Source organism: Afipia sp. GAS231, assembly GCF_900103365.1.
Lineage (GTDB): Bacteria > Pseudomonadota > Alphaproteobacteria > Rhizobiales > Xanthobacteraceae > Bradyrhizobium.
On record NZ_LT629703.1, the window covers coordinates 3,025,467 to 3,049,713 of the forward strand.

23 protein-coding genes are annotated in these 24,247 nt (G+C 63.4%); 7 read left to right on the forward strand and 16 right to left on the reverse strand.

Features of this window, described 5'->3' with window-relative positions; all coding sequences use genetic code 11:
* Nucleotides 1-117 precede the first annotated feature (117 nt).
* Nucleotides 118-663: an exopolysaccharide biosynthesis protein gene (locus tag BLS26_RS14350; protein ID WP_157676447.1), complete on the reverse strand. Its 546-nt coding sequence runs from the start codon at nucleotides 661-663 to the stop codon at nucleotides 118-120.
* Between the two features lie 105 nt (nucleotides 664-768).
* Nucleotides 769-2,781: a DEAD/DEAH box helicase gene (locus tag BLS26_RS14355; RefSeq protein ID WP_092512087.1), complete on the reverse strand. Its 2,013-nt coding sequence runs from the start codon at nucleotides 2,779-2,781 to the stop codon at nucleotides 769-771.
* Nucleotides 2,782-3,080: 299 nt separating this feature from the next.
* Between BLS26_RS14355 and BLS26_RS14360 the strand changes: the two genes are divergently transcribed.
* Nucleotides 3,081-3,797, forward strand: a complete 717-nt coding sequence (locus BLS26_RS14360; protein WP_172804605.1) for a DNA-3-methyladenine glycosylase I — start codon at nucleotides 3,081-3,083, stop codon at nucleotides 3,795-3,797.
* A 74-nt stretch (nucleotides 3,798-3,871) separates the two neighbouring features.
* Here the strand turns inward: BLS26_RS14360 and BLS26_RS14365 are convergent, their stop codons facing one another.
* The 9 genes from BLS26_RS14365 to BLS26_RS14405 form a co-directional block, all read right to left on the reverse strand.
* A complete protein-coding gene (locus tag BLS26_RS14365) occupies nucleotides 3,872-5,881 on the reverse strand; it encodes an SPFH domain-containing protein (RefSeq protein WP_092512091.1) in 2,010 nt (669 codons plus the stop codon).
* A gap of 245 nt (nucleotides 5,882-6,126) precedes the next feature.
* Nucleotides 6,127-7,068 carry an ABC transporter substrate-binding protein gene (locus BLS26_RS14370; RefSeq protein WP_092512093.1) on the reverse strand — a complete coding sequence of 314 codons (942 nt, stop codon included), beginning with the start codon at nucleotides 7,066-7,068 and terminating at the stop codon, nucleotides 6,127-6,129.
* A complete protein-coding gene (locus BLS26_RS14375) occupies nucleotides 7,065-8,165 on the reverse strand; it encodes an LLM class flavin-dependent oxidoreductase (protein WP_092512095.1) in 1,101 nt (366 codons plus the stop codon). The genes BLS26_RS14370 and BLS26_RS14375 overlap by 4 nt, the downstream gene beginning before the upstream one ends.
* Before the next feature lie 27 nt (nucleotides 8,166-8,192).
* Nucleotides 8,193-9,377: an acyl-CoA dehydrogenase family protein gene (locus tag BLS26_RS14380; RefSeq protein ID WP_092512097.1), complete on the reverse strand. Its 1,185-nt coding sequence runs from the start codon at nucleotides 9,375-9,377 to the stop codon at nucleotides 8,193-8,195.
* Nucleotides 9,371-10,159, reverse strand: a complete 789-nt coding sequence (locus tag BLS26_RS14385; protein WP_092512099.1) for an ABC transporter ATP-binding protein — start codon at nucleotides 10,157-10,159, stop codon at nucleotides 9,371-9,373. The genes BLS26_RS14380 and BLS26_RS14385 overlap by 7 nt, the downstream gene beginning before the upstream one ends.
* On the reverse strand, nucleotides 10,153-11,193 hold the full coding sequence (locus BLS26_RS14390; protein WP_092512101.1) for an ABC transporter permease: 1,041 nt from the start codon (nucleotides 11,191-11,193) through the stop codon (nucleotides 10,153-10,155). The genes BLS26_RS14385 and BLS26_RS14390 overlap by 7 nt, the downstream gene beginning before the upstream one ends.
* Nucleotides 11,171-12,259, reverse strand: coding sequence for an ABC transporter substrate-binding protein (locus tag BLS26_RS14395; protein WP_092512103.1), 1,089 nt, complete (start codon nucleotides 12,257-12,259; stop codon nucleotides 11,171-11,173). The genes BLS26_RS14390 and BLS26_RS14395 overlap by 23 nt, the downstream gene beginning before the upstream one ends.
* A gap of 88 nt (nucleotides 12,260-12,347) precedes the next feature.
* The gene (locus tag BLS26_RS14400; protein ID WP_157676448.1) at nucleotides 12,348-12,548 is read right to left on the reverse strand and encodes a hypothetical protein; all 201 of its coding nucleotides are present in this window, start codon (nucleotides 12,546-12,548) and stop codon (nucleotides 12,348-12,350) included.
* A gap of 111 nt (nucleotides 12,549-12,659) precedes the next feature.
* On the reverse strand, nucleotides 12,660-13,892 hold the full coding sequence (locus BLS26_RS14405) for a rhodanese-like domain-containing protein (protein ID WP_092512107.1): 1,233 nt from the start codon (nucleotides 13,890-13,892) through the stop codon (nucleotides 12,660-12,662).
* A gap of 121 nt (nucleotides 13,893-14,013) precedes the next feature.
* Between BLS26_RS14405 and BLS26_RS14410 the strand changes: the two genes are divergently transcribed.
* The gene (locus BLS26_RS14410; RefSeq protein WP_092512109.1) at nucleotides 14,014-14,940 is read left to right on the forward strand and encodes a LysR substrate-binding domain-containing protein; all 927 of its coding nucleotides are present in this window, start codon (nucleotides 14,014-14,016) and stop codon (nucleotides 14,938-14,940) included.
* Between the two features lie 21 nt (nucleotides 14,941-14,961).
* Here BLS26_RS14410 and BLS26_RS14415 read toward each other — a convergent pair whose 3' ends face one another.
* Both BLS26_RS14415 and BLS26_RS14420 read right to left on the reverse strand, forming a co-directional pair.
* Nucleotides 14,962-15,573 carry a thiamine pyrophosphate-dependent enzyme gene (locus BLS26_RS14415; protein WP_092512111.1) on the reverse strand — a complete coding sequence of 204 codons (612 nt, stop codon included), beginning with the start codon at nucleotides 15,571-15,573 and terminating at the stop codon, nucleotides 14,962-14,964.
* Complete coding sequence (locus BLS26_RS14420; RefSeq protein WP_244541940.1) at nucleotides 15,570-16,133, reverse strand: thiamine pyrophosphate-binding protein; 564 nt, start codon at nucleotides 16,131-16,133, stop codon at nucleotides 15,570-15,572. The genes BLS26_RS14415 and BLS26_RS14420 overlap by 4 nt, the downstream gene beginning before the upstream one ends.
* A gap of 885 nt (nucleotides 16,134-17,018) precedes the next feature.
* Here BLS26_RS14420 and BLS26_RS14425 point away from each other — a divergent pair.
* Entirely contained in the window at nucleotides 17,019-17,906 is an 888-nt protein-coding gene (locus BLS26_RS14425; RefSeq protein WP_244541724.1) for an IS110 family transposase, read from the forward strand.
* Between the two features lie 279 nt (nucleotides 17,907-18,185).
* Here BLS26_RS14425 and BLS26_RS14430 read toward each other — a convergent pair whose 3' ends face one another.
* The gene (locus BLS26_RS14430) at nucleotides 18,186-19,049 is read right to left on the reverse strand and encodes an SDR family oxidoreductase (protein WP_092512115.1); all 864 of its coding nucleotides are present in this window, start codon (nucleotides 19,047-19,049) and stop codon (nucleotides 18,186-18,188) included.
* A gap of 140 nt (nucleotides 19,050-19,189) precedes the next feature.
* Here BLS26_RS14430 and BLS26_RS14435 point away from each other — a divergent pair, with 140 nt between their 5' ends.
* Both BLS26_RS14435 and BLS26_RS14440 read left to right on the forward strand, forming a co-directional pair.
* Entirely contained in the window at nucleotides 19,190-20,161 is a 972-nt protein-coding gene (locus BLS26_RS14435; RefSeq protein ID WP_092512117.1) for a tripartite tricarboxylate transporter substrate binding protein, read from the forward strand.
* Between the two features lie 371 nt (nucleotides 20,162-20,532).
* Nucleotides 20,533-21,705, forward strand: coding sequence for a caspase family protein (locus BLS26_RS14440; protein ID WP_092512119.1), 1,173 nt, complete (start codon nucleotides 20,533-20,535; stop codon nucleotides 21,703-21,705).
* A gap of 40 nt (nucleotides 21,706-21,745) precedes the next feature.
* On the opposite strand, the gene BLS26_RS14445 is transcribed toward BLS26_RS14440, so the two are convergent.
* Nucleotides 21,746-22,594, reverse strand: coding sequence for an N-acyl homoserine lactonase family protein (locus tag BLS26_RS14445; protein ID WP_092512121.1), 849 nt, complete (start codon nucleotides 22,592-22,594; stop codon nucleotides 21,746-21,748).
* Nucleotides 22,595-22,660: 66 nt separating this feature from the next.
* Entirely contained in the window at nucleotides 22,661-23,467 is an 807-nt protein-coding gene (locus BLS26_RS14450) for a transglutaminase family protein (protein WP_092512123.1), read from the reverse strand.
* Nucleotides 23,468-23,668: 201 nt separating this feature from the next.
* Between BLS26_RS14450 and BLS26_RS14455 the strand changes: the two genes are divergently transcribed.
* Both BLS26_RS14455 and BLS26_RS14460 read left to right on the forward strand, forming a co-directional pair.
* Nucleotides 23,669-23,938: a hypothetical protein gene (locus BLS26_RS14455; protein ID WP_092512125.1), complete on the forward strand. Its 270-nt coding sequence runs from the start codon at nucleotides 23,669-23,671 to the stop codon at nucleotides 23,936-23,938.
* Nucleotides 23,931-24,242, forward strand: a complete 312-nt coding sequence (locus BLS26_RS14460) for a hypothetical protein (protein WP_092518057.1) — start codon at nucleotides 23,931-23,933, stop codon at nucleotides 24,240-24,242. Before BLS26_RS14455 ends, BLS26_RS14460 begins: the two co-directional genes overlap by 8 nt.
* The last annotated feature ends 5 nt before the right edge of the window (nucleotides 24,243-24,247 follow it).

The window sequence follows — 24,247 nt, forward strand, 5'->3', positions numbered from 1 at the left end:
CGTCACCGGGCTTCCTCGTTGTTCTTATTCTCTCCGAGCCCTAGCCTTAAATCGCGACACGAGCGAGCGGATTGGCGCATGCCTGCCCCTCGCTCCGGGTGTCGGCCTGACGACGCGTCATCCCGTGATATGCATCCAACCGAGGACGGCGCCCCAGATGGCCGCGGTCGTCACCAGCATCAGGACAAGCGTGGCCAGCAGCGAGACGCAAAGCAGCAGCCCATCCTCTTCGAGATAGGCCAACGCGATCAGCGCGACCAACAGCGCCGGCACGATCTGGATCAGCGGCAACGGTGCGAGAAACAATCCGCTCAGCGCGAGGATGGCCAGGCCGGCGGCACGTCTGGATAGTCCCGGCGAAATCGGCCAGCGCGGATGCACGATCTTTTCCAGCATGGCAAGCAGCGGAAGCGCACGCTTGACGATGCCGGCGAGGGCGGAGGAGCGGAGCGGATAAACGGCGATACGCTTCGGAAAGCTCGGCCCGCTTCGCCCCAAAATCATCTCGAAGGCCGGGATCGCCAGCAGCGGCCCGATCAAAAGCGAAATGCCGGGCACCATCGCCACCAGCGACATGACCAGCATGACGATTCCGAAGGAGCGGCGATCGAGCCGGCCAAGCAGCCATTCAATGGTGAAATGCTCGCCCGGAAGGTTATTCACCAGATCCGTTAGCGTAGCAGTAACCGGGATAGGCAGGGATTTGGCGTCTACCGGTTTGGAAGGATGTTCGTGCCGCAACATTGACGCCATTTAGCAGACTACCGCTCAGCCGCGAAATTTCTTCTTTGGCTTCTTGGCGGATGCGGGTTTCGCGTCAGCGCCCCGGTCACGCCTCGAATTTCCGGCGAAGGCCGGTTTGTCCTGGTGCCGCTTCTTCGACTTGAAGTCAGGCTTCCTGTCGAATGCAGGTGGATTTTCGCCACGGGGTTTTTCGTCATGCGGCTTGCCGTACTTCCTGGACGGCCGCTCGTCGCGCGCGAAATCCTTTGTAGCCGGAGCGCGCTCGGCCGCTCGCGTGTCGTATCGAGGAGCTTCATGACGCGGCGCCTCATGACGAGGCGCTTCCCGACGCGGTGCAAACGACCGCTTTTCCGGAGCCGCCTCGGCGCGCGGCGCGTCCGTCATCGCCTCGATCCGGATGGTGTCTTCCTTGTCGGGGCGCTTGATCATGGTGGCGAAGGATTCCGCAGCCCGCTGCGAAATTTCGAACTCGGTCGTGGTGTCCAGGATCCGGATCGCGCCGATATCGCCCTTGGTGATGCCACCGCGACGGCAGATCATCGGCAGCAGCCAGCGCGCTTCCGCGTTCTTGCGGCGGCCGATGGCGGCGCGGAACCAGACGCTGCCTTCGGGCATGCCATCGCGCAGCGACTTCTTCGGCTTTCGCGGTCCGGCGTCACGATCAAAATTGCGCGGTCCGGACTCGCGTCCGGCCCGCTCCTGCGCGCGCTCGGCGCGAGACCGGACACGGCCGTCGCCGGGGTCGCCTATATCCTCGGGCGACGGCAGCCGTGCGCGGTAGAGCCGCGCCAGCGCCGCGGCGATGTCTTCTGCCGATCGCTCGGCGAGCAGCGCCTGCGCGATCGCCAGATCTTCCGCCGTCGTTTCCGCCGCGAACAGATCGTCCTTCAGCATGCGCTCCTGGTCGAGCTTGCGGATTTCGTCCGGCTGCGGCGCGATACCCCAGACCGCATCGATGCCGGCCAGATTGAGCAGCGTCTCCGCGCGCCGCTTCCGGGCCGGCGGCACCAGCAAGATACTGACGCCCTTGCGGCCGGCACGGCCGGTGCGGCCGGAACGATGCTGCAGCACCTCCGGATCGTTGGGCAGATCGGCGTGAATGACGAGATCGAGACTCGGCAGATCGATGCCGCGCGCGGCGACATCGGTCGCGACGCAGACGCGGGCCCGGCCGTCCCGTAGCGCCTGCAGCGCCATGGTGCGTTCGTTCTGCGTCAATTCGCCCGACAGCGCGACCACCGAGAAGCCGCGCTCCAGCAGCACCGCCTGCAGATGCCGGACGGCATCGCGGGTGTTGCAGAACACGAGTGCACTGGGAGATTCGTAGAAGCGCAGCAGATTGACGACCGCATGTTCAACATCGCCAGCCGCGATCCGGATCGCGCGGTATTCGATATCGGCGTGGCCGCCTTCGTCGCCCTCGACTTCGACGCGGAACGCCTGCTGCTGATATTCTTTCGCCAAGGCGACGATGCCGCGCGGCAGGGTCGCCGAGAACAACAGCGTGCGGCGGGTTTCCGGCGTGGTCTTGAGGATGAATTCCATGTCCTCACGAAAACCGAGATCGAGCATCTCGTCGGCCTCGTCGAGCACGATCGCCTTCAACTCCGAAACATCGAGGCGGTTGCGCCGCAGATGATCGCAGAGACGACCGGGCGTGCCGACCACGATGTGGGCGCCCGCGGCGAGTTCGCGCTGCTCGCGGCGCGGATCCATGCCGCCGACACAGGAGACGACGCGCGCATTGGCATGGCCGTAAAGCCAGGCCAGTTCGCGATGGACCTGAAGCGCCAGTTCGCGCGTCGGCGCCACGATCAGGGCAAGCGGCGCGCCTGCGTGTTCGAACCGCTCGGCATCGCCGAGCAGATTTTTCGCGAGCGCCAGACCATAGGCGACGGTCTTGCCGGAGCCGGTTTGGGCGGAAACCAGCAAATCGCGGCCGTCAGCGGTATCGGCCAGCACGGCGGTCTGGACCTGCGTCAGCCGGTCAAAATTGCGCTCCGCCAAAGCTCGGGCGAGCGGCGGATGAGTGGGCATTAATGTCACGAGATGTAAAACCTTGGTTGGCGTTGTCCGCCGAAACGGAAAACAGGGCTTTGAGCCCGATGGCTCGAAAGCTGCCGCCTGGAACACGCGCAGGCGCACGGCGCGATGAATTGGATGAGATGGGGAGCCTTTAGGCCAAATCCAACCGAAACACCATCCATTCTTTGCAGAGCAGCCCACCGTGGAAGCCGGTACATGGCTGGGAATCGCCGAATGATCGACTAAACTGCGATTTGGCGGCATTTCGGCCGTCATTTACCTTAACCATGCCGCCAGAGGGTCCGCACCCCGTGACGTCGTTCAAGACCATTCGTGCCCGCGCCGAGAAGCGCAAAGGCGGGCCCAAGGCGCTGGCCAAGTTGCTGCCCGCCAAGCCAGACCCGAAGGCGCTGGCCAAACTCGGCGACGACCGCATTCTGGCGGAGATGAGCCGGCGGGTGTTCTCGGCGGGATTTGCCTGGAGCGTGATCGAGAACAAATGGCCCGGCTTCGAGACGGCGTTTGTCGGCTTCAAGCCCGGCCCGCTGACGCTGCAGCCGGACGATTTCTGGGACGACCTGATGAAGGACACCCGCATCGTGCGCAACGGCGCCAAGATCATGTCGGTGCGCGCCAATGCGGCGTTCGTTAGCGACATCGCCAGGGAGCATGGCAGCTTCGGCAAGTTTCTGGCGAAATGGCCGTCCTCCGACGAAACCGGCCTGCTCGAGCTTCTTGCCAAGCGCGGCAGCCGGCTTGGTGGCAACACCGGGCAGATGATGCTGCGCTTTCTCGGCTGGGACGGTTTTGTGACATCGAGGGACGTCGTCAAGTGTCTGCGCGATGCCGGCCTTGATATCGCGGAAACCGTCACCTCGAAGCGCGATCTCGCCAAGGTGCAGGCGCAGTTCAACGCCTGGGCCGAAGAGACGGGGCTACCTTACGTACAGATTTCACGGATTTGCGCGATGTCGATCGGCGAGAATTATGCGGCGGAGAAGCTCGCCAGCATGATCGGCGACGATTGAGCGATTCATGAAATGCGAAGGACGGAATAGCCTTCGCCATTCCGCCCTCCGCTTTCGTCTCGATCAATCCGTGTTCACGCGCCATTCGTCTTGCGCGCAGCCTTCGGCGCTTCATCCTTCAGCCGCTCCAATGCGGCCGGCATCATCTGGCCGAACATCGAGCTCAGCATCGCGGTCGGGATCAGACCGGCGCTGCCGCCCTCCTGACCCTGCGTACCTGACATCAGGAACTGCGGCACCAGCGGCTGGTTGATCCGTGTCAGGGCGTCAGCGAACTTGGTAAAATTCTGCTCTGCCAACCGGAATTCCGGGCCGCCATAGGCGTCGACGGACAATTTTGTGGCCTGGGCGTTGGCGGCGCCGACCGCCAGAACCCGGTCCGCCTCGCCCTGGCCCTCAAGCCGCGACTGCTCGCCCACTGCGGCCGCCGTGACCTTCCGGGTCTCGGCATCCTTCAGGGCACGGGCGAGTGCCGCGGCGCCGTCGTTCTCGTTGACCTTGACCTGAATCAGCGACTGCGTCAGCGCCGATTGCGCCGCCGCCGTCGCCTTGGCTTCGTTGAGCGTGCGCTCCTGAACCGCGGCCTTCTCCTGCTCGCGATAGGTCTCGATCTGCTCGCGCGCGATTTGACGCGAGCGAAGCTGGATCAGGATGTTCTCGATCGTGTGGTCGTTCGCGGCAGCCCTCGGCGTGCCGATCAGCACCTCCTGAAGATCGAGCGAGTAGCCTTCGAACTTCGCTTTCATCTCGGCCGCGGATTCTTCCTGGATCGCGGCGCGGTTCTGCAGCAGTTCGATCAGCGTCATCTTCTGCGCGATGTTCTTGAAGAAGGCGCTGACCATCGGATCCAGCGTCTGCTCGACGAGTTTCTTCACGTCGCCGAAGCGCTGGATGATCATCGGCGCCTTCTTGTAGTCGATATGCATCACGACCGAGAGCGGCAGCGTCGGCTCGAACGCGTCCTTGGTGATCAGCGAAATCTCCGAAAGGTTTTCGTCGAGCTTCATGGCGCCGACTTCGCCGCGCATCCATTTGAGGATGAAGTTGACGGTCGGGATGATCTCGATTTTTCCGGCATAGGTGTTGAAGGCGTATTTGCCCGGCAGCAGCGGATCTCTCCAGACGCCGCGGCTGCCGTTCGCCACCAGTTCGCCGTGGCGATACAATTCACCAGACACGTCTTCGGTGTGCGGGCCGGTGTAGAAGATGACAACGCCGACATTGCCGACCGGAATCACCGTCTTCGCTACCGCCTCGACGGTGGCAAACAGGCGGTTGATATACCAGGTACCTTCGACGATGACCTGTAGCTGGCGTCCGCGATAGCCGCCGCCGCGCAGGAATTTTTCGGGTTCCTGAAAATTGTTGTGAAAGGTTTCGTCGTCGCGCAAATCGGTTCCGACTTCCGGAGCGATGATCTCGCCGGGAGGCAGCGACGGGCCGTCGTGCACGGTCACGATTCCAACCAGGTCATGGTCGGCAGCAAGGATGACCGGCGCAAAGCCCCAGCGATCGGTGATCGTCAATTGCATGTTGTCGAGGATGTTGCGTTCCTGTGGGCTGAGGGCATGGCCGTACACGCGATCATCGGTGATGATGGCGAATTGCGTCGTGTTGATCGCATAGGTGCCTTCGCGCAGCACTTTCCGCTGCGGGCCCTTCTGGCCGCCACCGAGCAGGAATCGCCGCGCGTCCTGAAAATCGGATTTGTCCTCGGTGTCGTTGGCACCGAGCACCTGCGAGGCGCCGAGCGGCGTACCGTCGCGCGCAAATATATAGGCGATCTTGCCCTGACCGACCGTGACCAGATCCGATTTGTGAATCCGGTACATGAACGGGAAAAACAGATGCAGGCCGCCGCGCAGCACTTCGGGCTCGTAACCCGCCTCGCCGTTCAACGCGATGAAACCGTCCTTCACCGAACCTTTCGGGGTCCAGAGTTTCTCGACGATTCCGACCTGGTTGTTGGGGATGTAGCGAAAGATATTGGACACGCGCAGCAGGATCACGAAGGCGACCGCTGCAGCTAACCAGATGCCCGGCTCGACATAGTTAAAGCCGTTAAGATTGTTGAGGATTTCCATGTTCGATCTCCCGAATAAGTCCGGCTGATCGTCCCGCAGTCACAACTCCACAGCCCGGAATTGTGAGCGGAGAGTGGTGATATTCCGGCGGGATAACCAGACGGTGGGCTCCGAAAGATTTGTTTGGCCGACCTATTGAAATCGCAGGAAGACGTCACCAACGCGCGGCGCCGTCACATGACAGAAAAATGTCGATGCCAGGACGCCGTCATGCCGGCGCAGATGACTGACGCATCACCGGATGATCAGAGGCCCGCGCCCTTGCCGATCGCGCCGGAAAACGAGCGATCCAGGATGTCGGCGGCATTGAGCTTCTGCTTGATCAGGCCGTTCCTGAAATAGAGGTCGATGGTCTGCTGCTCGTCAGCAACAGCGCTGTCATCGATCGGTGCGATCCGGATTTTGGCGCGGCTCAACCAGTTGAGCGGCACCGCGGTCGGGATGCCCATCAGCCTGCCCCAGGTCTCAGCATAGCTGCCTACATTGGTCAGCGACCACGCCCGCGCCGCGGTCAGTCGGCGCAGGAAATCCTCGAGCTCCGGCCGCTTGTCGCGGATCGCATTGGGTGTCGCGACCTGAAAGCCGATCCCTGGCGTAATCCCGTCCGCCGTGATGATACGCCGCGACTGGAACAGCACCTCTTCCTGGCTGACATAGGGCTCCCATGTCGACCATGCGTCGACCGAGCCCTGCGTGTAGGCGACCTTGGCATCCGAAGGCGCGAGGAACACGATGTTCACATCTGCCGCCGACCAGCCCTTCGATTCGAGCGCCGCCAGAATGAGCTGATGCCCGATCGAACCACGGCCGGTCGCGATCTTCTTTCCCTTCAAATCCTCGAAGCTGCCGATCTTCGATTCTTTCGGCACCATGATCGCGAGGCCTGCCCGCGTCTGCCTGACCGTGCCGATCGCCTTCACCGGCACGTTGGCCGCCGCCGCGAAGGTAAAGGGAGCATCGCCGACCAGACCGGTGTCGATCGCACCGGCGCCGAGCGCCTCCAACAAGGGCGCCGCGGCCGGAAATTCCTTCCACTCGATCTTGTAGGGCACGTCCTTGAGCACGCCGGCCGCCTCCATCACAGCCTGAGAGTTACCCTTCTGGTCGCCGACGCGAAGTGAATTCTGCGCGCCGACCGAGACGATCGCACCCAGCAGGAGGCCTGCCGTCAATATGAAGCGCATCATTCCGCGGCAACTCCCCTAGCCGCGCCGCGCGACGCAATCAGTTTGCGCGTCAGCGGGATCAGCTCCCGGCCATAGTCGATGGCGTCGATCAGCGGATCGAAGCCGCGGATCAGGAAATGGCTGATGCCGAGATCGTAGTAATCGCCGAACACCTCGGCGACCTGCTCGGGTGTACCGACCAAGGCGGTGGTGTTGCTGTTGGCGCCGGTGAGCTTTGCGATTTCGGTCCACAGCCGCTTGTCGATCCGCGTGCCCTGATCGGCCAGCGCCAGCAATCGCCGGGCGCCCGCGGTCGCATGCCCATCCGCCGGCTTGCGATAGCCGGTCTTGTCCTGCAACGCGGTGGCGCGCTCGAGAATGGCTTCCGCCTTGGCCCAGGCCTTCTCCTCGGTGTCGGCGAGGATCGGCCGCACCGAAAGGCTGAATCGCGGTGCCGGCCTTCCGAGTTTGGCGGCGGCATTTCGCACCCGTGAGGTGACATCGCGCACCTGCGCATAGGATTCGCCCCACAGCGCAAACGTATCGGCATGTTTGCCGGCGACCTCGATCGCGGCATCGGAGCCGCCGCCAACGAAGATCGGAATGCCAGCGCTGTGGTAGGGCTTCAGTTGCGAGAATCCGTTCTCGACCTGGTAATACTTGCCACGATAGCTGAACGGCTTGTCTGAGCTCCATTCGGCTCTGATAACATCGAGGAATTCCGAGGTGCGGGCATAGCGCTCGTCCTTGTCGTCGAGGACATTGCCGTCCTGTTTCAACTCGGTCGCGTTGCCGCCGGTGATGACGTGCAAGGCAACCCGGCCGCCCGAGAACTGGTCGATGGTGGCGAGCTGCCGCGCCAGCAGCGTCGGTGCGGTGAAGCCGGGCCGTTGCGCGATCAAGACATTGAGCCGGTCGGTGACGCCAAGCACGTGCTGTCCGACCTGCAGCCCATCCGGCGTCGTGGAATGAAACGCCAGCAGCACCCGATCGAAGCCCGCATTCTCATGGGCTTTCGCCACCGTCTCGACATGGTGGCGATCCAGCACCGGGCCGGAGCGCACGATGGTCTCCGACGAATTGTTGTTGCTGATATATCCGATGAATTCCACTGACATGATATGGCTCCGGTTTCGATTGAAGGTTCAGATGCCGAGCGCAAGGCGGCCGGCATTGAGGCGGGTGGCGTCGTCCTGCGGGGTGTGCACGCGCCCGCACAACACATCGCGGTAATGCCGCTCGAGCGGATTGGCGCGGGTCAGGCCGTGATTGCTGGTCAGCGACAGCGCATCCTCGACGACAGCGACCGCGTTGTTGGTCACGGTGAGCTTGATGATGTTGGATTCCGACGCACTCAATTCGACGCCATCGTCGAAATCGCCGGCAAAGCTTTCGATCAGGCGCGCATTGACCGCAAGCCGCGCCTCGATGCCGCCGACGATCTCCTGCACGCGCGGCAACGTTGCCAGCGACGCGCCGAGATTGGACGGTACGCGGGTCTTCAGGAACTCGACCAGCCAATCCCGCGCCGCGCGCGCGATGCCGTCATAAATCGCCGCCACGAAGATCGCGTGGATCGTGGCCTGGGTGAAATCGGGAATTCGCCATTCGTCCGGCTTGCGAACGTCGATCTCGTGATCGAGCGGAAACACGACGTCATCGAAGACGACATCGTGGCTGCCGCTGGCGCGCAGGCCGAGATGATCCCAGGTCTCGACGATCCGCGTCCCCGGCAGGCCGGCGGGGACGAGAAACAGGCCGACCCGCACCTCCGGCTCATCCGTTTTGGCCCAGACTGCATACCATTTCAGGATCGGTGCGCCGGTCGAATAGATCTTTCGGCCGCTCAACCGCCATCCGGTCTCGGTCTTTCGCGCGGTTGTCGCCGGCAGACCGCCGCGCGACGGCGACCCCAGATCCGGTTCGACCCGCAGCGCGTTGATCAGCGATACGCCCTCGACGTTTTCGCGCGCCAGTTTTCGTGACAAACGGCCCGGCCAGCGCGTGCTTCGCGCCATGACGAGGTGCTGGATATAATGCATCGACAGCACCAGCGCCGTCGACGGATCGGCCTTGCCGATGATGTTGATGACGCGCGCGGCCTCGCTGGCGTTCGCGCCGCCGCCGCCGAGCGCAGCAGGCGCCGTCAGAGCGAGCAGTCCCGCGTCGGCCAGTTGCGTGAAATTCTCGAACGGAAAACTGGCGTCGCGGTCGTGCTGGGCGGCCCGCGCCGCGAATTCGGACGCGAGCAATTTTGCGCACGGGATAACCGACGGCGCCGCATCCGCTGCCGGCGGCTTGCGCAGCGAACTGCCTTGAACCTTCACCATGTCGCATCCAATCCGAGCAATCCCAAAATGTTGCGGCGGAGATCGGCGAGATAGGGGTCGCCGCGATGTCGCGGATAGGGGCGATCCACCGCGATGTCGGCCTTGATGCGCGCGGGCCGGTCGCTGAAGACGATGACGCGGTTGGCGAGAAACACCGCTTCCTCGACGTCATGCGTCACCAGCAGCGCGGTGAATCCGGTTCGCTGCCACAGCGACAGAATCTCGGTCTGCATCGTGATCCGCGTCAGCGAGTCGAGCTTGCCGAGCGGCTCGTCCAGCACCAGGATTTTGGGGTCGTTGACCAGCGCCCGCGCCAGCGAGACCCGCTGTGCCATGCCGCCGGAAAGCTGATGCGGATAGGCGTTCCGGAACCCGGACAGTCCGACCAGATCGATCGCTGCATCGACGCGATGCCGCTGTGACTTGAGAATGCCCTGCGCTTCCAACCCGAGTGCGACGTTGTGCCAGACCGTGCGCCACGGGAACAGTGTCGGATCCTGAAACACCACGACCCGGGAGGGAAATGGTCCCGTGATCGCGTCGCCGTCTTCGTGCAACGTGCCGGCGCGCGGCGGCTCTAAGCCCGCGACCAGCCGCAGCAAGGTCGACTTGCCGCAGCCGGACGGACCGAGCAGGGCGACGAATTCGCCGGGCTTGACGCCAAAGCTGACGTCGTCGAGCACCGGAAGCACGGCACCGTCGATATCGAAGGCATGGCTGACATGGTCGACGTCAAGCGAAGCGCCGGCCGTATCTGGCGCGATTTGCGCGAGCGCTACCATTTGACGACTCCCTTCTGCCAGACCAACAGGTGATCGCGGGCACGAAACAGCAGCGTGATCGCGCCGGAGCACAACAGCGACATCACGATCAGCGCCGCATACATGTTGGCGTAGGCCGCCCAGCCCTGCGCCCATTGCAGGTACCAGCCAAGGCCGGCCTTCACGCCGATCATTTCGGCGACGACGAGCACGGCGAAGGAGGAACCGAGCCCCATGAACAGGCCGACGAAGACGTGCGGCAGCGCCGCGGGGATCGCGACCTTCAGCACCAGGAACGACGGCTTGGCCCCCAATGTCCGCGCGACGTCGTAATAGGCGTTGCTGACGCTCGCGACGCCGGACCAGGTCAGCACCGTCACAGGGAATCCCGTGGCGAGTGCGATCAGGAAGGTGCTGGCGCTCCAGCTCGACGGGAAGGTGAAGAACGCGATCGGCAGCCACGCGGTCGCCGGCAGCGGACCGATGAAGCGCAACACCGGATGCACCCAATAGCCGACGCCGCGCGACCAGCCGATCGAGACGCCGGTGAGGAAGCCGACCGCAGCTCCAATGGCATAACCGCCGAGTTGCAGCTTCACCGATGCGAACACGCTGTCGAGCAGCTTTGGCAGATCGTCGGTATAGACCTCGATGATGGACTGCGGCGGCGGGAAGAATGGCAACGGCAGCCATGCCAGTTTTGCGGTCGCAATTTCCCACAGGGTCAGGAACAAGGCGAGCGCCAACAGCCACGGCGAGCGCCGCTGCAAGCCCGCGTCGAAACGACCGAGCCGGCTGCCGGCCACGGTGACCACGAAAATGGCGCCCGACAGAACGAAGGCGGCAACCGCGAGTTCCCTTGTGCGCGACCAGTCGCCGATATCAGGCCACCACAGGCACGCCACACCGAAGCCGACCCATGCCAGGCTGGCGAACACGCCGATCCCGCCCGACGGGAACGAGACCGATAACGACAGCGGCCGCGCCGAGAGGGCTGCGCCCTCCTCCGCCGTTTGCGCGAGCGCGACGGCCTTAGACACCGAATACGTCGACATAGATCCGCTCCGCAAATTTCGCCGTGTCGGTGCTGGGCTTGAATACCGCGACCTTCTTCAGGTCCTCGGCATAACCCTGCAGCTCGCGCTTGAGCACTTCACCAACGGGGTGGTGATGATGGGTGTGGTAGCGCACCATGCCTTCGAGATCGGCGAGCGACGCCGCCTTCGGCGCATAGGGCTGGAATGACTTTGCCGCCTTCTCCGGATTCTGCGACGCGAACATCGCGGCATCCAGCAGCGCCTGGGTGATCGCGCGCGCAACGTTTGGCTCCTCGCGGACGAGGCTGCCGCGCAGACCGACGATGCAGCAGCTCTTGTCCTTGTAGTCGCCGTCAAGATTGGAGGCGACTTCCTTGTAGGCCGAGTCCTTCAGCCAGAGATAGGCGAGCGGATCGGAGGACAGGAAGGCCTGCACTTCGCCCTTCTCGACCGCGAGATTCAGGAGGTTGCCGGGATAGGGCCGCCAGTCGACATCCTTGTTAGGATCGATACCGAGCTTGGCGAGCTGGATCGAGAAGAAGTTCTTGTCGGGCCCGGCGAGGTCGCCCACTGCTACGATCTTGCCCTTGAGGTCGGTGAGCTTGTCGACGCCGGAATTGGCGCGCGTCAACACCCGCATGCAGCCGCCATGGGTTCCGGCGGCGATCTTGACGTCGAACCCCTGCTCCAGCGGCTTGAGCCAGCGCAGCGCCATGCCGAGACCCGCATCCGACTTGCCGGTCGCGATCGCTTCCAGCAACTGATCGGTCGAGCCGCTGTAGTTGACCAGTTCGACGTCGAGATTCTGTTTCTGGAAGAATCCGTGATCGATCGCCACCGGAAGCGGCGCAAGGCAGACCGCGCCCGCGTTCCACGACAGTTTGAGTTTGCGCGGCGCACCCGTCAGTGCCAGTGCGTCGGACGCCGTCTTGCAGATCGGGAATTGCGAGAAGTCGATATCAGGTGTCGTCGGGCGGAACGGGAACGCCTGGGCGCCGATCACGCCGGCGGGCAAGGCCAGCGCTGCAGCGGCACCGCCGCGCAGCAGCGCGCGACGATCCAGCAATGATTTAGCCGATCTCATTTTCTTGCACCTTCATTGGGTAAAGCTTCCCCGTTGACGCAGAGCGCGCGGCTCGGCGTCCCGACAGATGCGGGGTCGCGATGACGGGTCAGACTTCGTTTCGGCGATCTCGCGCCGTCGAATTGGATGTGCAAATGATGCGGCGCGATGCAGCGATCGTCAATGAAATGGAATTTCGAATGTCATTGGCATCGAAGGGATTATCTCCCCGTTCGCGCGACGCGACGACGAAACGATTTTTGGTGAATGACGCGCGCATCGACGGGGCTGCTGCATCTTTGATGAGCACTTTGCGTTCCAACGACTGGTGTCTGCCATGCAGGTCGAAGCGCGAACAAATTCCTTGCTCACGCGCGCTTCAATTCAGTCAACTATTCCGCAGCGCGCCACTGCGCTGGTGTCAGATCACGTAGAATCCGTGGCTAGCGTCGCGGCGGAGCTGGTCGACGAGGCCGTATTCCCAGTCGAGATAGGCCTGCATCGCCTTGGTGTTGACGTCGGTACCTTCATAGGGACGCCGGTAGCGGTGCGACGGATCGGGCTTCGGCGGCACAAGCGGCGGCCCGACCTCCAATACGCCGTCATAGCCGCCGTCGAGTACGAACACTTCCCAGCCCATCTGCGCGAGCCAGGACGCCGTCATGTCGGCGCGGACGCTTTTGTCATCCGTTAGCACGATGCGCGCGCCGCGCACCGGTGCTGCCATGTCGATTTCCTGCACCAGTTGCCCACCGGGGTAATGGCGAAATCCCCCAAGGTGGCCGGCGGTGTATTCCGCTTCGTCGCGCACGTCGAAGCGATAGAGTGTGCGATGGGTCTGCGCCTGCAGCGCCGTCATTTCTTCGAGGCCGATATGGCGAACGCCGGCGCGATAGGCGACGTTGCGCGCGTTGGTTTCTGCGCCCTTGAACGCGCCGATCTCGCCGCGCCGGTTCGAGCCATGGTCGAGCTTTTGATTGGCGAGCGTCCAGCCGATGGTGCCGTTGCGCAGCGCCACCACTCTGTTGGCAACGCCGGCATTGATCAGCGACTGGGTGCCGATGATCGAGCGGGTACGGCCGGCGCAGTTCACCACGATGGTGGTCTCGGGATCCGGCGCGGCGCGGCCGGCGCGCAGCACCAGTTCGGCGCCGGGTACGCTGATCGAGCCCGGAATGTTCATCGTCGCATATTCGTCGAAGCGGCGAACATCGAGAATTTGAATGTTTGCTTTCGCCTCGATCAGCGCCGCAACCTCGTCCGCAGCAAGCGACGGCGTATGGCGACGATGTTCGACCAGTTCGCCGAACGCCTTGGCGTAGGAGTTCACGTCTTCGAAGATCTCGTAGCCGGCCCGCCGCCACCCATCGAGTCCGCCGTCGAGTTGACGAATATTCGTGTAGCCCAACGCCCTGAAGCGATCGGCCGCGGAAGCAACCAGGCCCTCGCCGGCATCGAACAGCACGATCGGCACATTCTTGCGCAGCAGCCTAATCGCGGCCTCCAGTTCGATCCGATCGGCCGCCATGTTGGCGGCGAACAGCGGATGGCCGGTGGCGAAAGCGGCCTCGTGCCTGAGATCGAGCAGCGCGATTTCCTCGCGCAGCAACAGCATGCTGCGGATTTGCGAAGGCGTAACGGAGGGGATGGTCATGAGGATCGATTTCTTGATCGAGAGCGTTGAGCTCTGATTAGCAGCATCATGGCTCCCCTGCCACGCCGGATCGCTCCGCATTGGGTTTGAAGCCTGCCGCAGGCGCGTCTAAGGTGGGCCTATGGACCTCAAACAATTGCGCACCTTCCGGGCCGTGGCCGAGCTCGGCAGCCTGAGCAAGGCCGCCGACCGGCTTCGCTCCGCGCAGCCGGCGCTGAGCCGGCATATCAAGCTGCTAGAGCACGAATTGCGCGTCGAGCTGTTCGTGCGCAACGGCCGCGGCATGCTGTTGACCAGCGCCGGCCGCATGCTGCTCGACCGCACCACCGGGCTGGTTCGCCAGATCGAGCAGGTCCGCGACGATCTGCAGTCGGCAAAGGGCAGTCCGTCGGGCCGCGTCATTCTCGGCCTGGTGCCGACCGTCAGCGCGGTGTTCGCCGGACGCTTCGCCCGCCGCGTGATCACCGAATTCCCTGACATCTCGCTGCGCATCGTCGAGAGCTATGGCGGACATCTGGTCGAATGGCTGCACCGCGGCGAGATGGATTTGGCGATCATCTACGGTCCCGCGGTCGATCTGCATCTCCAGGTCCAGTCGATCGGACGCGAGGCCATCGTCGTGGTGGGGCCGCCGGGATCGGGGCTGAACAAGCGGAAGCAGGTCGACCTGAAATGGCTGGTGAAGCAGAAGCTGATTCTGCCCAGTATTTCGCACGGCCTGCGGGCGCTGCTGGAGAAGGCCGTCGCCCGCCAGCGGCTGACGCTCAACGCCATGATCGAAGCCGATTCCTATCGCGCCCAGATCAGCCTGATGGAAGAGGGCCTCGGCTACACGCTGCTGCCGCCGTCGGCGATCCGCGCCGAACTGGCGACGAAGCGGCTGGAGATGGCGGCCCTCGTCAACCCGCCGGTCTCGCGCGAACTGATCCTGGCGTCGCCGATCGCCGATCAGCCCTCGATTGCGACGACCACCATCGCGACCCTCATCATGTCCGAGATCGAGCAGCTCGCCAAAGAAGGCCTCTGGAAGATCGACATGACGGGGTGAGCGGTGGCTCAACGATAATCCTCAGTTATAGAGCGCCTCGTCGCCCAGCACCGATTGCCGGAAGCGCGACGTCAGAATGACGCCATCGGCCGGCGGCATCACGAACACCAGGGCTTCGGGCGCGATCTTGATCTGCGCGAACGCCGTGCCGCGCCCCTCATGGGCGAGGTCGCGCAGTTCGGTGACTTCGGCCATGGTTCTGACAATCCGCGAAGTCCGGATTCCGACTGCCGTTGCGACGGCCGCGAGATCGACGCCGGCGGCGGTGTGGGTCTTCTGCATCCCGGTCTCGCCGAAACGTTCGTTGTCGAGTACCGCGACGGTAAGGTTAGCCGGCGCTTCGACGGCGATGGTGGCGAGCGAGCCGAGGTTCATCAGCATTTCGCCATCGCCGGTGATGACGAGCACTTTTCGCTTCGGCTGCGCCAGCGCCAGCCCGAGCCCGATCATCGAAGCCGCACCCATCGCGCCCCAGAGCGGAAAATTATTGACGTGGTCGCCGGCGGCCGAGACGTCCCAGTTCGGCGCGCCGAGGCCGGCGATCACGAGCAGATCGCCGCGCGCCCGCACCAGTTCGTTGACGACGTCGCGGCGGTGCAGCAGCGCATTCGGATTCTTCTGCGAATTGGTCATTTGCGGGCCAGCTCCTTGAAGTTCTTGGCGCCGAGCACGCGCTGTCCGATCAGAAGCGCGACCGGCTTCCAGGTGTTGAAGGCAAGGTGGGCCGCGCCCTGCACGGCGGAGGCGACCAGATGCGGCTCGTCGACCTTGTCGACGATCACGCCGACGGATTCCAGCGCCGCACGCGTGCCCTGCCCCATCGGGATCTGCCACGGGTTGAACTCGCCCCAATCGCCGCGCATGGTCACGATCATCAGCAGCGGCATGTGACAGATGGTGGGCAGCGACAGCATGTTGATGCAGTTGCCGACGCCGCTCGACTGCAGCAGCAGCACGCCGCGCTGGCCGCCGAGCCATGCACCGGCCAGCATCGCCACACCCTCTTCCTCCGTCGTCAGCGTCACGACGCGGGTTTCCGGATCGGCCTCGAACGAACGGATCAGCCGGCTATGGCCGGCGTCGGGCACCATCGCCACCTGCTTGACCCCGGCGTCCTTGAGGACGCGGTAGATCTCGTCCGGCCACGTCGGCAACGCCATCGCGCCTGCCGGTTTTGCTGCAACTTGCGTCATCGGGCCAAATTTCCTCCGTGATCCCCAAGGGGGTGATTTGCACCGACCTTAGATCGCGGAGACAGTGGCAGGAATATCAATGTCGACATGGCTTCTATTGCAAAATTGAAAGGCCGGGAGGGGGGTGGGGCGGTCGAGCCCCGGGAACAGCCGTCATTGCGAGCGAAGCGAAGCAATCCATTTCGCCGCGCGAAGAAAGAATGGATTGCCGCGTCGCTTCGCTCCTCGCAATGACGTGGTGAGACATGCGTTCTTCTTCTCGCGGCGCGATGCGCCCGAAGTTTGCTGGAAACCTTACCCTCGAAATCAGAGGGCGCAGGGAAGACCGGGTGCGCGCTGCACCCGCGGTCTCGCAGGCGTGTTGCAAAGGAATATGCTGCCCACGAGCATACAGGTTCAGCGGAGAACACCCGGCCTTCCCTGCGCAATGGCTTTACGGCTTATACGATTTCGTCCTGGTGACCGGCTTTCTTGCCACCATCACCGGCTTCAGCTTTCGCTTCCGCCGACTTGACGCCAGCACCGGGGCGTCGGACCCAAACGATTTCGCCGTACGCTGCAGCCCGTTCGTCTCGCGTGCTGCCGCGTCCACCGCTCCCTGTCCCTCGTTTGCGACGATGGCCAACGCCCCTTGTGTCGGCAAAAACTGGCAGAATGTGCGAACGGGCGGAACCGCCCGTTGCTGGAACTGAGCCCGTAACGCCCCAAAGCGGCAGAGCCTGTATGAGAGCGAGGGACAGCTCCGGTGTCTTCCTCAACCCGAACAGTTGCAAGGGCCGTTGAGCCCGTACCGAGCAAGGAAGGGAGTGGATGATGGCACAAAATGGTCTCGTTGTCGTCGGCATCGATGTAGCAAAGGACAAGGTCGATGCGTGCATTCGCGAGTTGGCGCTGCGGCAGACGTATCCGAGCACTGCCCAGGGTCATCGCAAGCTGGTTGCCTGGCTTCGCAAGCACAAGGTGAACAGGGCGGTGATGGAGGCCAGCGGCGGCTATGAGCGCGATTGGGGGAAGGTGCTCCGCCTGGCCGGCATCGCCGTACGGATCGTCGACCCCAAGCGAGTCCGCAGCTTTGCGCAGTCGGCCGGACGCCTGGCCAAGAACGATACGATTGATGCAGAGATGATCGCTTGGTTCGCAGAGACGTTCAGCGAGGCGCCGGGCCAAGTGCACGATGCCGCGCGCGAAGAGCTGCAGGCGCTGGTGAAAGCTCGTCTCAATCTGGTCGATCTCAAGATACGACTGGAAGCTCAAAACGAGCATGCTGCACCAGGACAGGCTCGGAAAGCGCGGACCCGTATCTTGAAGAGCTTGCTCGGGGAAATTGCCAAGCTCGAAGTCGCGATCTCGGCCCAGGTCAGGGCCACACCTCATCTTGCCGAACGCGCCGAGATCGTCGAGAGCGTGCCGGGCTTTGCCGAAACGAGCTCAGCGAACCTCATTGCTGGAATGCCGGAGCTTGGGCAAGTGAGCGACGAGATCGCCGCGGCGTTGTTAGGCGTTGCCCCTTATGACGATGATAGCGGAAAGCGCCGCGGCGAACGCCACATCAAGGGCGGCCGCCGTTGGGTCCGAAACGCCCTCTACATGCCGTGCCTCGGCGCGGCCACACAGAACAATCCTGTCTTCAAGGCCTACTATCAACGGCTACTTGCCAAGGGGAAGGAGCCGAAGGTTGCGCTCGTCGCCTGCATGCGAAAGCTGATCATCATCCTCAACACAATGATCGCACGCCGGCAGAAATGGGATCCCAGCCGTTACGCACTGAATTGAGCGAGCGCACTTCACCGCGCTCGGTCCTAGACCGAGCGCATGCCTAGCCAACAGACCGGGGAGCGGACGGCGTCAAGGCCGTAAGCCGCCGAAGGCGGGGGCGCGCCTCGCGCCAGCCTTGAGGCCAGCCGATCACCGGTCTACTTCAGCACAGTTGCTCTGGCGGGACAGGATGGCTGGATTTGTAAGCGTGATTCCACCTGGCACCGAAGTGGAATATTTTCAGGCGAAAGCCTTGACCCACATCTGGCGTGATTTGCCCGTCGGGCAAGTCAACAGCTACGTATCCGGTCCGTCCCCGAGCGCCCGCAGGGCGGTGAGCCCTTCGCGATAGGTCGGATAATTTAGCGTGACGCCCAGCTCTTCACGGATGAGGTTGTTCCGGACCCGCCGGTTTTCGCTGTAGAAGCTGCGCGCCATCGGCGAGAGTTCGGCGCGTTCGAAGGGAATTTCGGCCGGAGGCTCCAGCCCGCAAAGTTTTGCCGCAAACGCGACGACGTCCTGCGGCGGCGCCGGCTCGTTGTCGGTGACATTATAGACGCCGCCCGGCCGCGGCCGGGCCAGCGACGCTTCGATCACGGCGGCGATATCGGCGACGTGAATGCGGTTGAAAGTCTGGCCGGGCTTGACGATGCGGCGCGCCGTTCCCGACGCCAGTTGCACCAGCTGGTTTCGGCCGGGGCCGTAGATGCCGGACAGCCGGAAGACATGCGCGCCCATGGCGAGCCACGCCTGTTCCGCCGTGGTCCTGAGCCGCGAGCGGCCTTTTCCCGGCGTGGTCGGCGTCGTCTCGTCGACCCAGTTGCCGGCATGGTCGCCATAGACGCCGACCGTGGAGAGATAGCCTATCCAGTGCAAGTTCGGCGCGGCGGCGGCGATCGGAGCGGCAAAGGACGCCAGCACCGGATCGCCGGATTCGCCCGGCGGGATCGAGACCAGGATGGCGTCGCTATCAGCGATATCTTGCGCGATCTCTGCATCGGCATGTTCCGGAGAGAACACCCGTGCCGTGATTCCCGCCGACGCCAGGCCGGCGGCCTTGGCGCGGCTGCGCACGGTCGCCGTCACCTGCGCGCCCGAAATCTGCAGACGCCGCGCTGCATGCAGCGCCGAATAACCCAAACCAAACACCAGAAGCTTCATGAGCGCACGATAGTCCAGGATAGATAGCCACGCCATCCTCCGGCGAGCGTTGGCTTAAACCCAACGAAGGTTTAGCCAGTCCGGCTTGCCCGGCCCTGAAACCGCCCTATGGTGATAAAAAACATGTCGGGGAGACGAACATGCACAGCCACTGGGCCGCGGTCGCAGCACTTCTGATCGCGGCCGGCTTTAGCGGCGCCCGTGCCCAGGACTATCCGACGCGGACGGTCACGGTGATCGTGCCGTTTGCCGCCGGCGGACCGGCCGATATCACCGGGCGGATCGTCGCCGACATCTTCTCGCGTCATCTCGGCCAGAAATTCGTGGTGGAGAATGTCGGTGGCGCCGGCGGCACCATCGGCACGCTGCGCGCCGCGCGCGCCCCTGCCGACGGCTACACTCTTTTGTCCGGTCACTCCGGCACCAACGCGCTGGCGGCGGCGTTCTACCCCAACCTCGGTTACGACCCGCTCAAAGATTTCGAACCGGTCGGGCTGTCGGCCGAATATCCGGAACTGCTGGTGGTGCGGAAGGACTTTCCCGCCAACAACCTGAAGGAGTTCGTCGCCTACGCCAGGGCTAACGAAGCCAAGCTCAACGTCGGCCATGCCGGCCTCGGCTCGGTCTCCTATATCGGCTGCCTGCTGCTCCAGTCGGCGATCGGCATCAAGCCGGCGATGGTGCCGTTCACCGGCACCGCGCCGGTGCTGAACGCCATGCTCGGCGGCGAAATCGATTACGAATGCGATCCCGTCCTGGGCACCCTGGAACATGTACGCGCCGGCACCGTCAAGGCGCTGGCGGTCGCGGCACGCAAACGGAGCCCATTGCTGCCTGATGTGCCGACCTCCTACGAACAGGGGCTGCCCGAATTCGACTGCGCGCCGTTTTACGGAATATTCGCACCTGCCGGCACGCCGAAGGCGATCGTGGAGAAACTCGCCGACGCGCTCGACAAGGGCCTCAACGAAGAGGCCGTGCAAAAACGGCTGGCCGAACTCGGCTCCGATATCGTCGAGCCGAACCGCCGCGGACCGAAAGCCCTGGGTGACCTCATCCGCAGCGAAACCACGCGGCTGATGCCGATCCTGAAAGCCGCGGCGGCCAAATAAGCGAACGCTGGCGCGTATCTCAATCCGTCATCCCCGCGCAACGGCTTCGCCGTTGTCGCTGGAGGGGGCACGAGCCTTGCGGTGCACTTGCATCGCTGGGCGAGCCTCGAAGGCTCTGAATTTACTTCTGCTTTCAGCGGCACGGACATGGCCGGACTTGCCACTGGTTCGACCCGGTCGCGAATGACCCCGAAGGGGACATCAACTTCGGCCAGGAACATGGCTGCTAATCAAAGCCGGCTGACGACTCACAATATCAGGAGCCCTTCCGAACCGGTACGAATCGGACACGATGCTGCAGTCGCAATATAGCTGCGACGCGCCGGGTATTGTACAAAGCTTGTCTCGCCAATTCCGTTTCAGGAGGCGATATGAACCGACGCGAATTTGAGTTAGTTTTGGGATTGGGTGGACTTGCGGCGTTTACAGGCCTTGGCGGGGCGTCTGCGTCGGCCGACGGCAAGCGTATCGGCCTGGTAATCGGTAACAGCGCTTACAGGAACGTGCCGGCCCTGCCCAATCCAGCGAATGACGCTGGCGACGTAGCTGCTGCGCTTAATCGCCTTCGCTTCGCGGTGACGCTGCTCACCAATGCCTCGTTTGACGAGATGCGGCGAGGTCTGATCGCCCTCGGGCGTGATGCGGCGGGCGCTGACATGGCAGTGGTGTACTTCGCCGGCCATGGCATGGAAATTAGCGGCGAGAACTGGCTTATCCCGGTTGATGCGGAATTGAAGCGGGACACTGATGCGGCGAACGAAGCAGTCAGTCTCCGTAGCGTGATGTTGCAGGTCTCGGATACAACAAGCCTCGGCCTCGTCATTCTCGACGCCTGCCGCAACGATCCATTCGCCGCGAAGATGCAACGGTCGCTGGCGCAGCGCTCGACAACCCGTGGAGGTTTCGGCCGCATTGAACCAGTCGGCAACGTGCTCGTCGCATATGCCGCGCGCGATGGCACTACCGCTCTCGATGGCGACGGTCGAAACAGCCCGTTTACCACGGCACTCCTGCACAATATCGAGAAGCCCGGGGTTGAGGTCACTTTCATATTCCGCAACATCCGCGACGACGTTATGGAGGCAACCGGAAACGAGCAGCAGCCCTTTGTCTACGGCTCTCTCTCGCGCAAGGCGATCTACCTTGCAGGTCAACCGTCGTCGACCGACCAGACGGGCACGAAGCAGGCGAATGCTACGCCGGCGGCGACGGATGCGCCATCGCCTGTGGTACCCGCGCCTCCTCCCCCGGCAGTCGATCCCACTCTGGTCGGGACCTGGGAGATCATGGTGCCGAGTGATCACGGGTTGTCGCGCTGGATCTGGCGCATTACGGGCGACGGTACATACAAGTTCCGCGCCGAAGGACCGCGCGCCGCGAAACCGCATGAGGGTACGATCACCGCCATGAACGGTCACTGGTCGCTTCATGCAATAAGGGGGCTCGCGGGTTGGGACGACGGCGGCTCCTACGAAGTCCGCGACGCCACGGTGGTAATCACTGGCAAGCTCGGCACCGGCTATTGGAAGCGGAGTTTGCAATGACCCGGCAGACTCTGGGTTCACGGACTAAAATTCTCAGGCTCTAATGCCCCGAACGATAATCCGCGCGCACCGGCGCCTTGCCTGACGGCGGCACGTCGAGGCGCACGACGGCGCCTTCAAGTTCCGGGCTCACCGCCGGATACAGCTTCATGACCAAGGGATCGTGGCCGGGAACGATGTGGCTCTCGTCCGGCGCCATCGCAATCAGTTTGTCGAAACCCTCGAGCATTTCGCCGATGTGAAAGGCGGTCGTGAACGGACGCTCGCTCGCCATGTTCTCGTAGAAATGACTGACGTCGGAAGCGAGCACCACCGGACCGCGGCGGGTGTTGACGCGCACGAACTGCAGCCCGGCCGAATGGCCGCTGGCGGCGTGGATGGTGATCCCGGGCGCGAGCTCGGCATCGCCGTTATAGAACACGACGCGGCGGGCATAGTTCAGCCGCACGATGCCGCAGACATCCTCGACCTCGAAGGAATGCGACAGCCGCGGATATTGCATGTAGCGGCCGGTGGCATAGGCTAGCTCGCGCTCCTGCAGATGGAAGCGCGCGTTCGGGAAACGGTCGAAATTGCCGGCATGGTCGTAATGCAGGTGGGTGAGGATGACGTCTTCGACCGTGTTGGCATCGATGCCGAGCGCACCCAGCGTCTCGATCGGCGAGCGCAGGAAGGTGCGCTTGCGCTTCTGCGCGATCTCCGCATTGAAGCCGGTGTCGATGACGAAGGTGCGCCCACCGCCGCAGGCCACCCAGACGAAATAATCCATCGGCATCGGACCGTCATGCGGGTCGCCGCCGATGAAATGATCGCTGCGCCGCGCCTCGCGGGTGGCATAGCGGATGGCAAACAGCTCGTAGTCCGGTTCGGCCGTATTCCGTTCAGCCATGGGGTCCCCTGCGCACGACGAAATGCTTGATAGCATCCGTCATCGTCAGCGCAAAGCGACCGCCGATCAGGCGGCTTCGTCGGTCCACACCTTGAAGCTGACCAGCGTATTCGGCCCGAACGTCTGGGTGATCGGAACATCGGACGCGTCGCGCCCCTGCGCTATCAGAACGCGACCGATCCGCGGCACGTTGTTGCGCGGATCAAACATCTGCCAGCGGCCGCCGATATAGGCCTCGAACCAGCCGGCGAAGTCGCCGACCGCCCAGGGTTTTGGCGTGCCGATGTCACTGAGATAGCCGGTGCAATAGCGCGCCGGGATGTTCATGCAGCGGCAGAACGCGATGGCCAGATGCGCGTAGTCGCGGCAGACGCCCTTGCGTTCGTTGTAGACTTCCCACGCCGTCTTGGTGGCGCGCGCGTGCTCGTAGCCGAACGCGATATGGCGGTGAACGAAATCGCAGATCGCCTGCACCCGCGCCCAGCCCGGCGGCGTGTTCTGGAACAACTGCCACGCGGTTTCCGACAGCCGGTCGGTCTCGCAGTAGCGGCTGCCCAAAAGATAAACCAGCGTGTCCGGCGGCAGGTCTTCGACCGCATGCTGAACCGCCGAGGTGACCACCGTATCGGGCTGGCCACTGTCACGGATGACGCCGTCGGCGAAAAGACGCATCGGCCCGGCCGGCGCCACGATCCGGCTGCACCAGTTGCCGAACATGTCGCGGTACGGCGTGATCGGAACCGAAGGCGTGGTGGTGAGGAAGTCGGGCACGATGACGTCGGACGCGCGCGTGAAATGCGCTCCCAGCACCATGATCATCGGCGTCGGTTGCGGGAAGTCGTAGTTCATTTCGAATCCGACGCGGAGCTTCATTCGAAATACCTTCCCGGCTAAACATTCGAGATGGCTATGAAGCCGTCGAATACAAGCCGCGGCTGCGGACGGGGGCTGCCTTATTTGGCAGAATACGCTCTTGCCCGAGAAAGCAATAGCTAATTGCCGCGAAAGCGCGCACAGTGAATCCATGTCCAAACATGTTGGCGCCCCCGCGCGCGAAAACGCTGGTCACTCGAAATGACCACGCGCTCGCGCCGCGAGACCGTTCATTTCAAGCATCCATTCCGGATCAAGGGTATCGATCGCCTGCTGGCGCCGGGTGCCTATGAAGTCATCACCGATGAGGAGATGATCGAGGGCCTGTCATTCGCGAGTTTTCGGCGCGTCGCCACCATGATCATGGTCCCCGGCGCGGCGCCACGGACATCCTCGATGGAGATGATCTCGATCGGCGCGGTCGACCTCTCGGATGCGCAACGCGACGACGCCAGCGCCGCGCATGAATGACACCCCGATCGAGCTCGACAAGCATCGCGGCATGGCCGCGCAAAAGGCGACCGATATCCGCCGCGTCATTGCCGACGTCGAAACCAAGGCGAAACTGCTGCGCGACCATCAAGGCGTCGTCGAAATCCAGTTGCTGGCGGTGCCGGCCACTTCATGGATCGAGGCCGCCGCCAAGGCGCGCTATGTGCTGAATTTATATGCGGCCCAGCTTCCGCCCACCGATGCGCATCACCGCGATCTGGTGGCGGCGGTGCTGGCGGATTTCGTCCGGCTCTCCGGTGAGGGCACCGACGCAAGTATCTGAGAAAC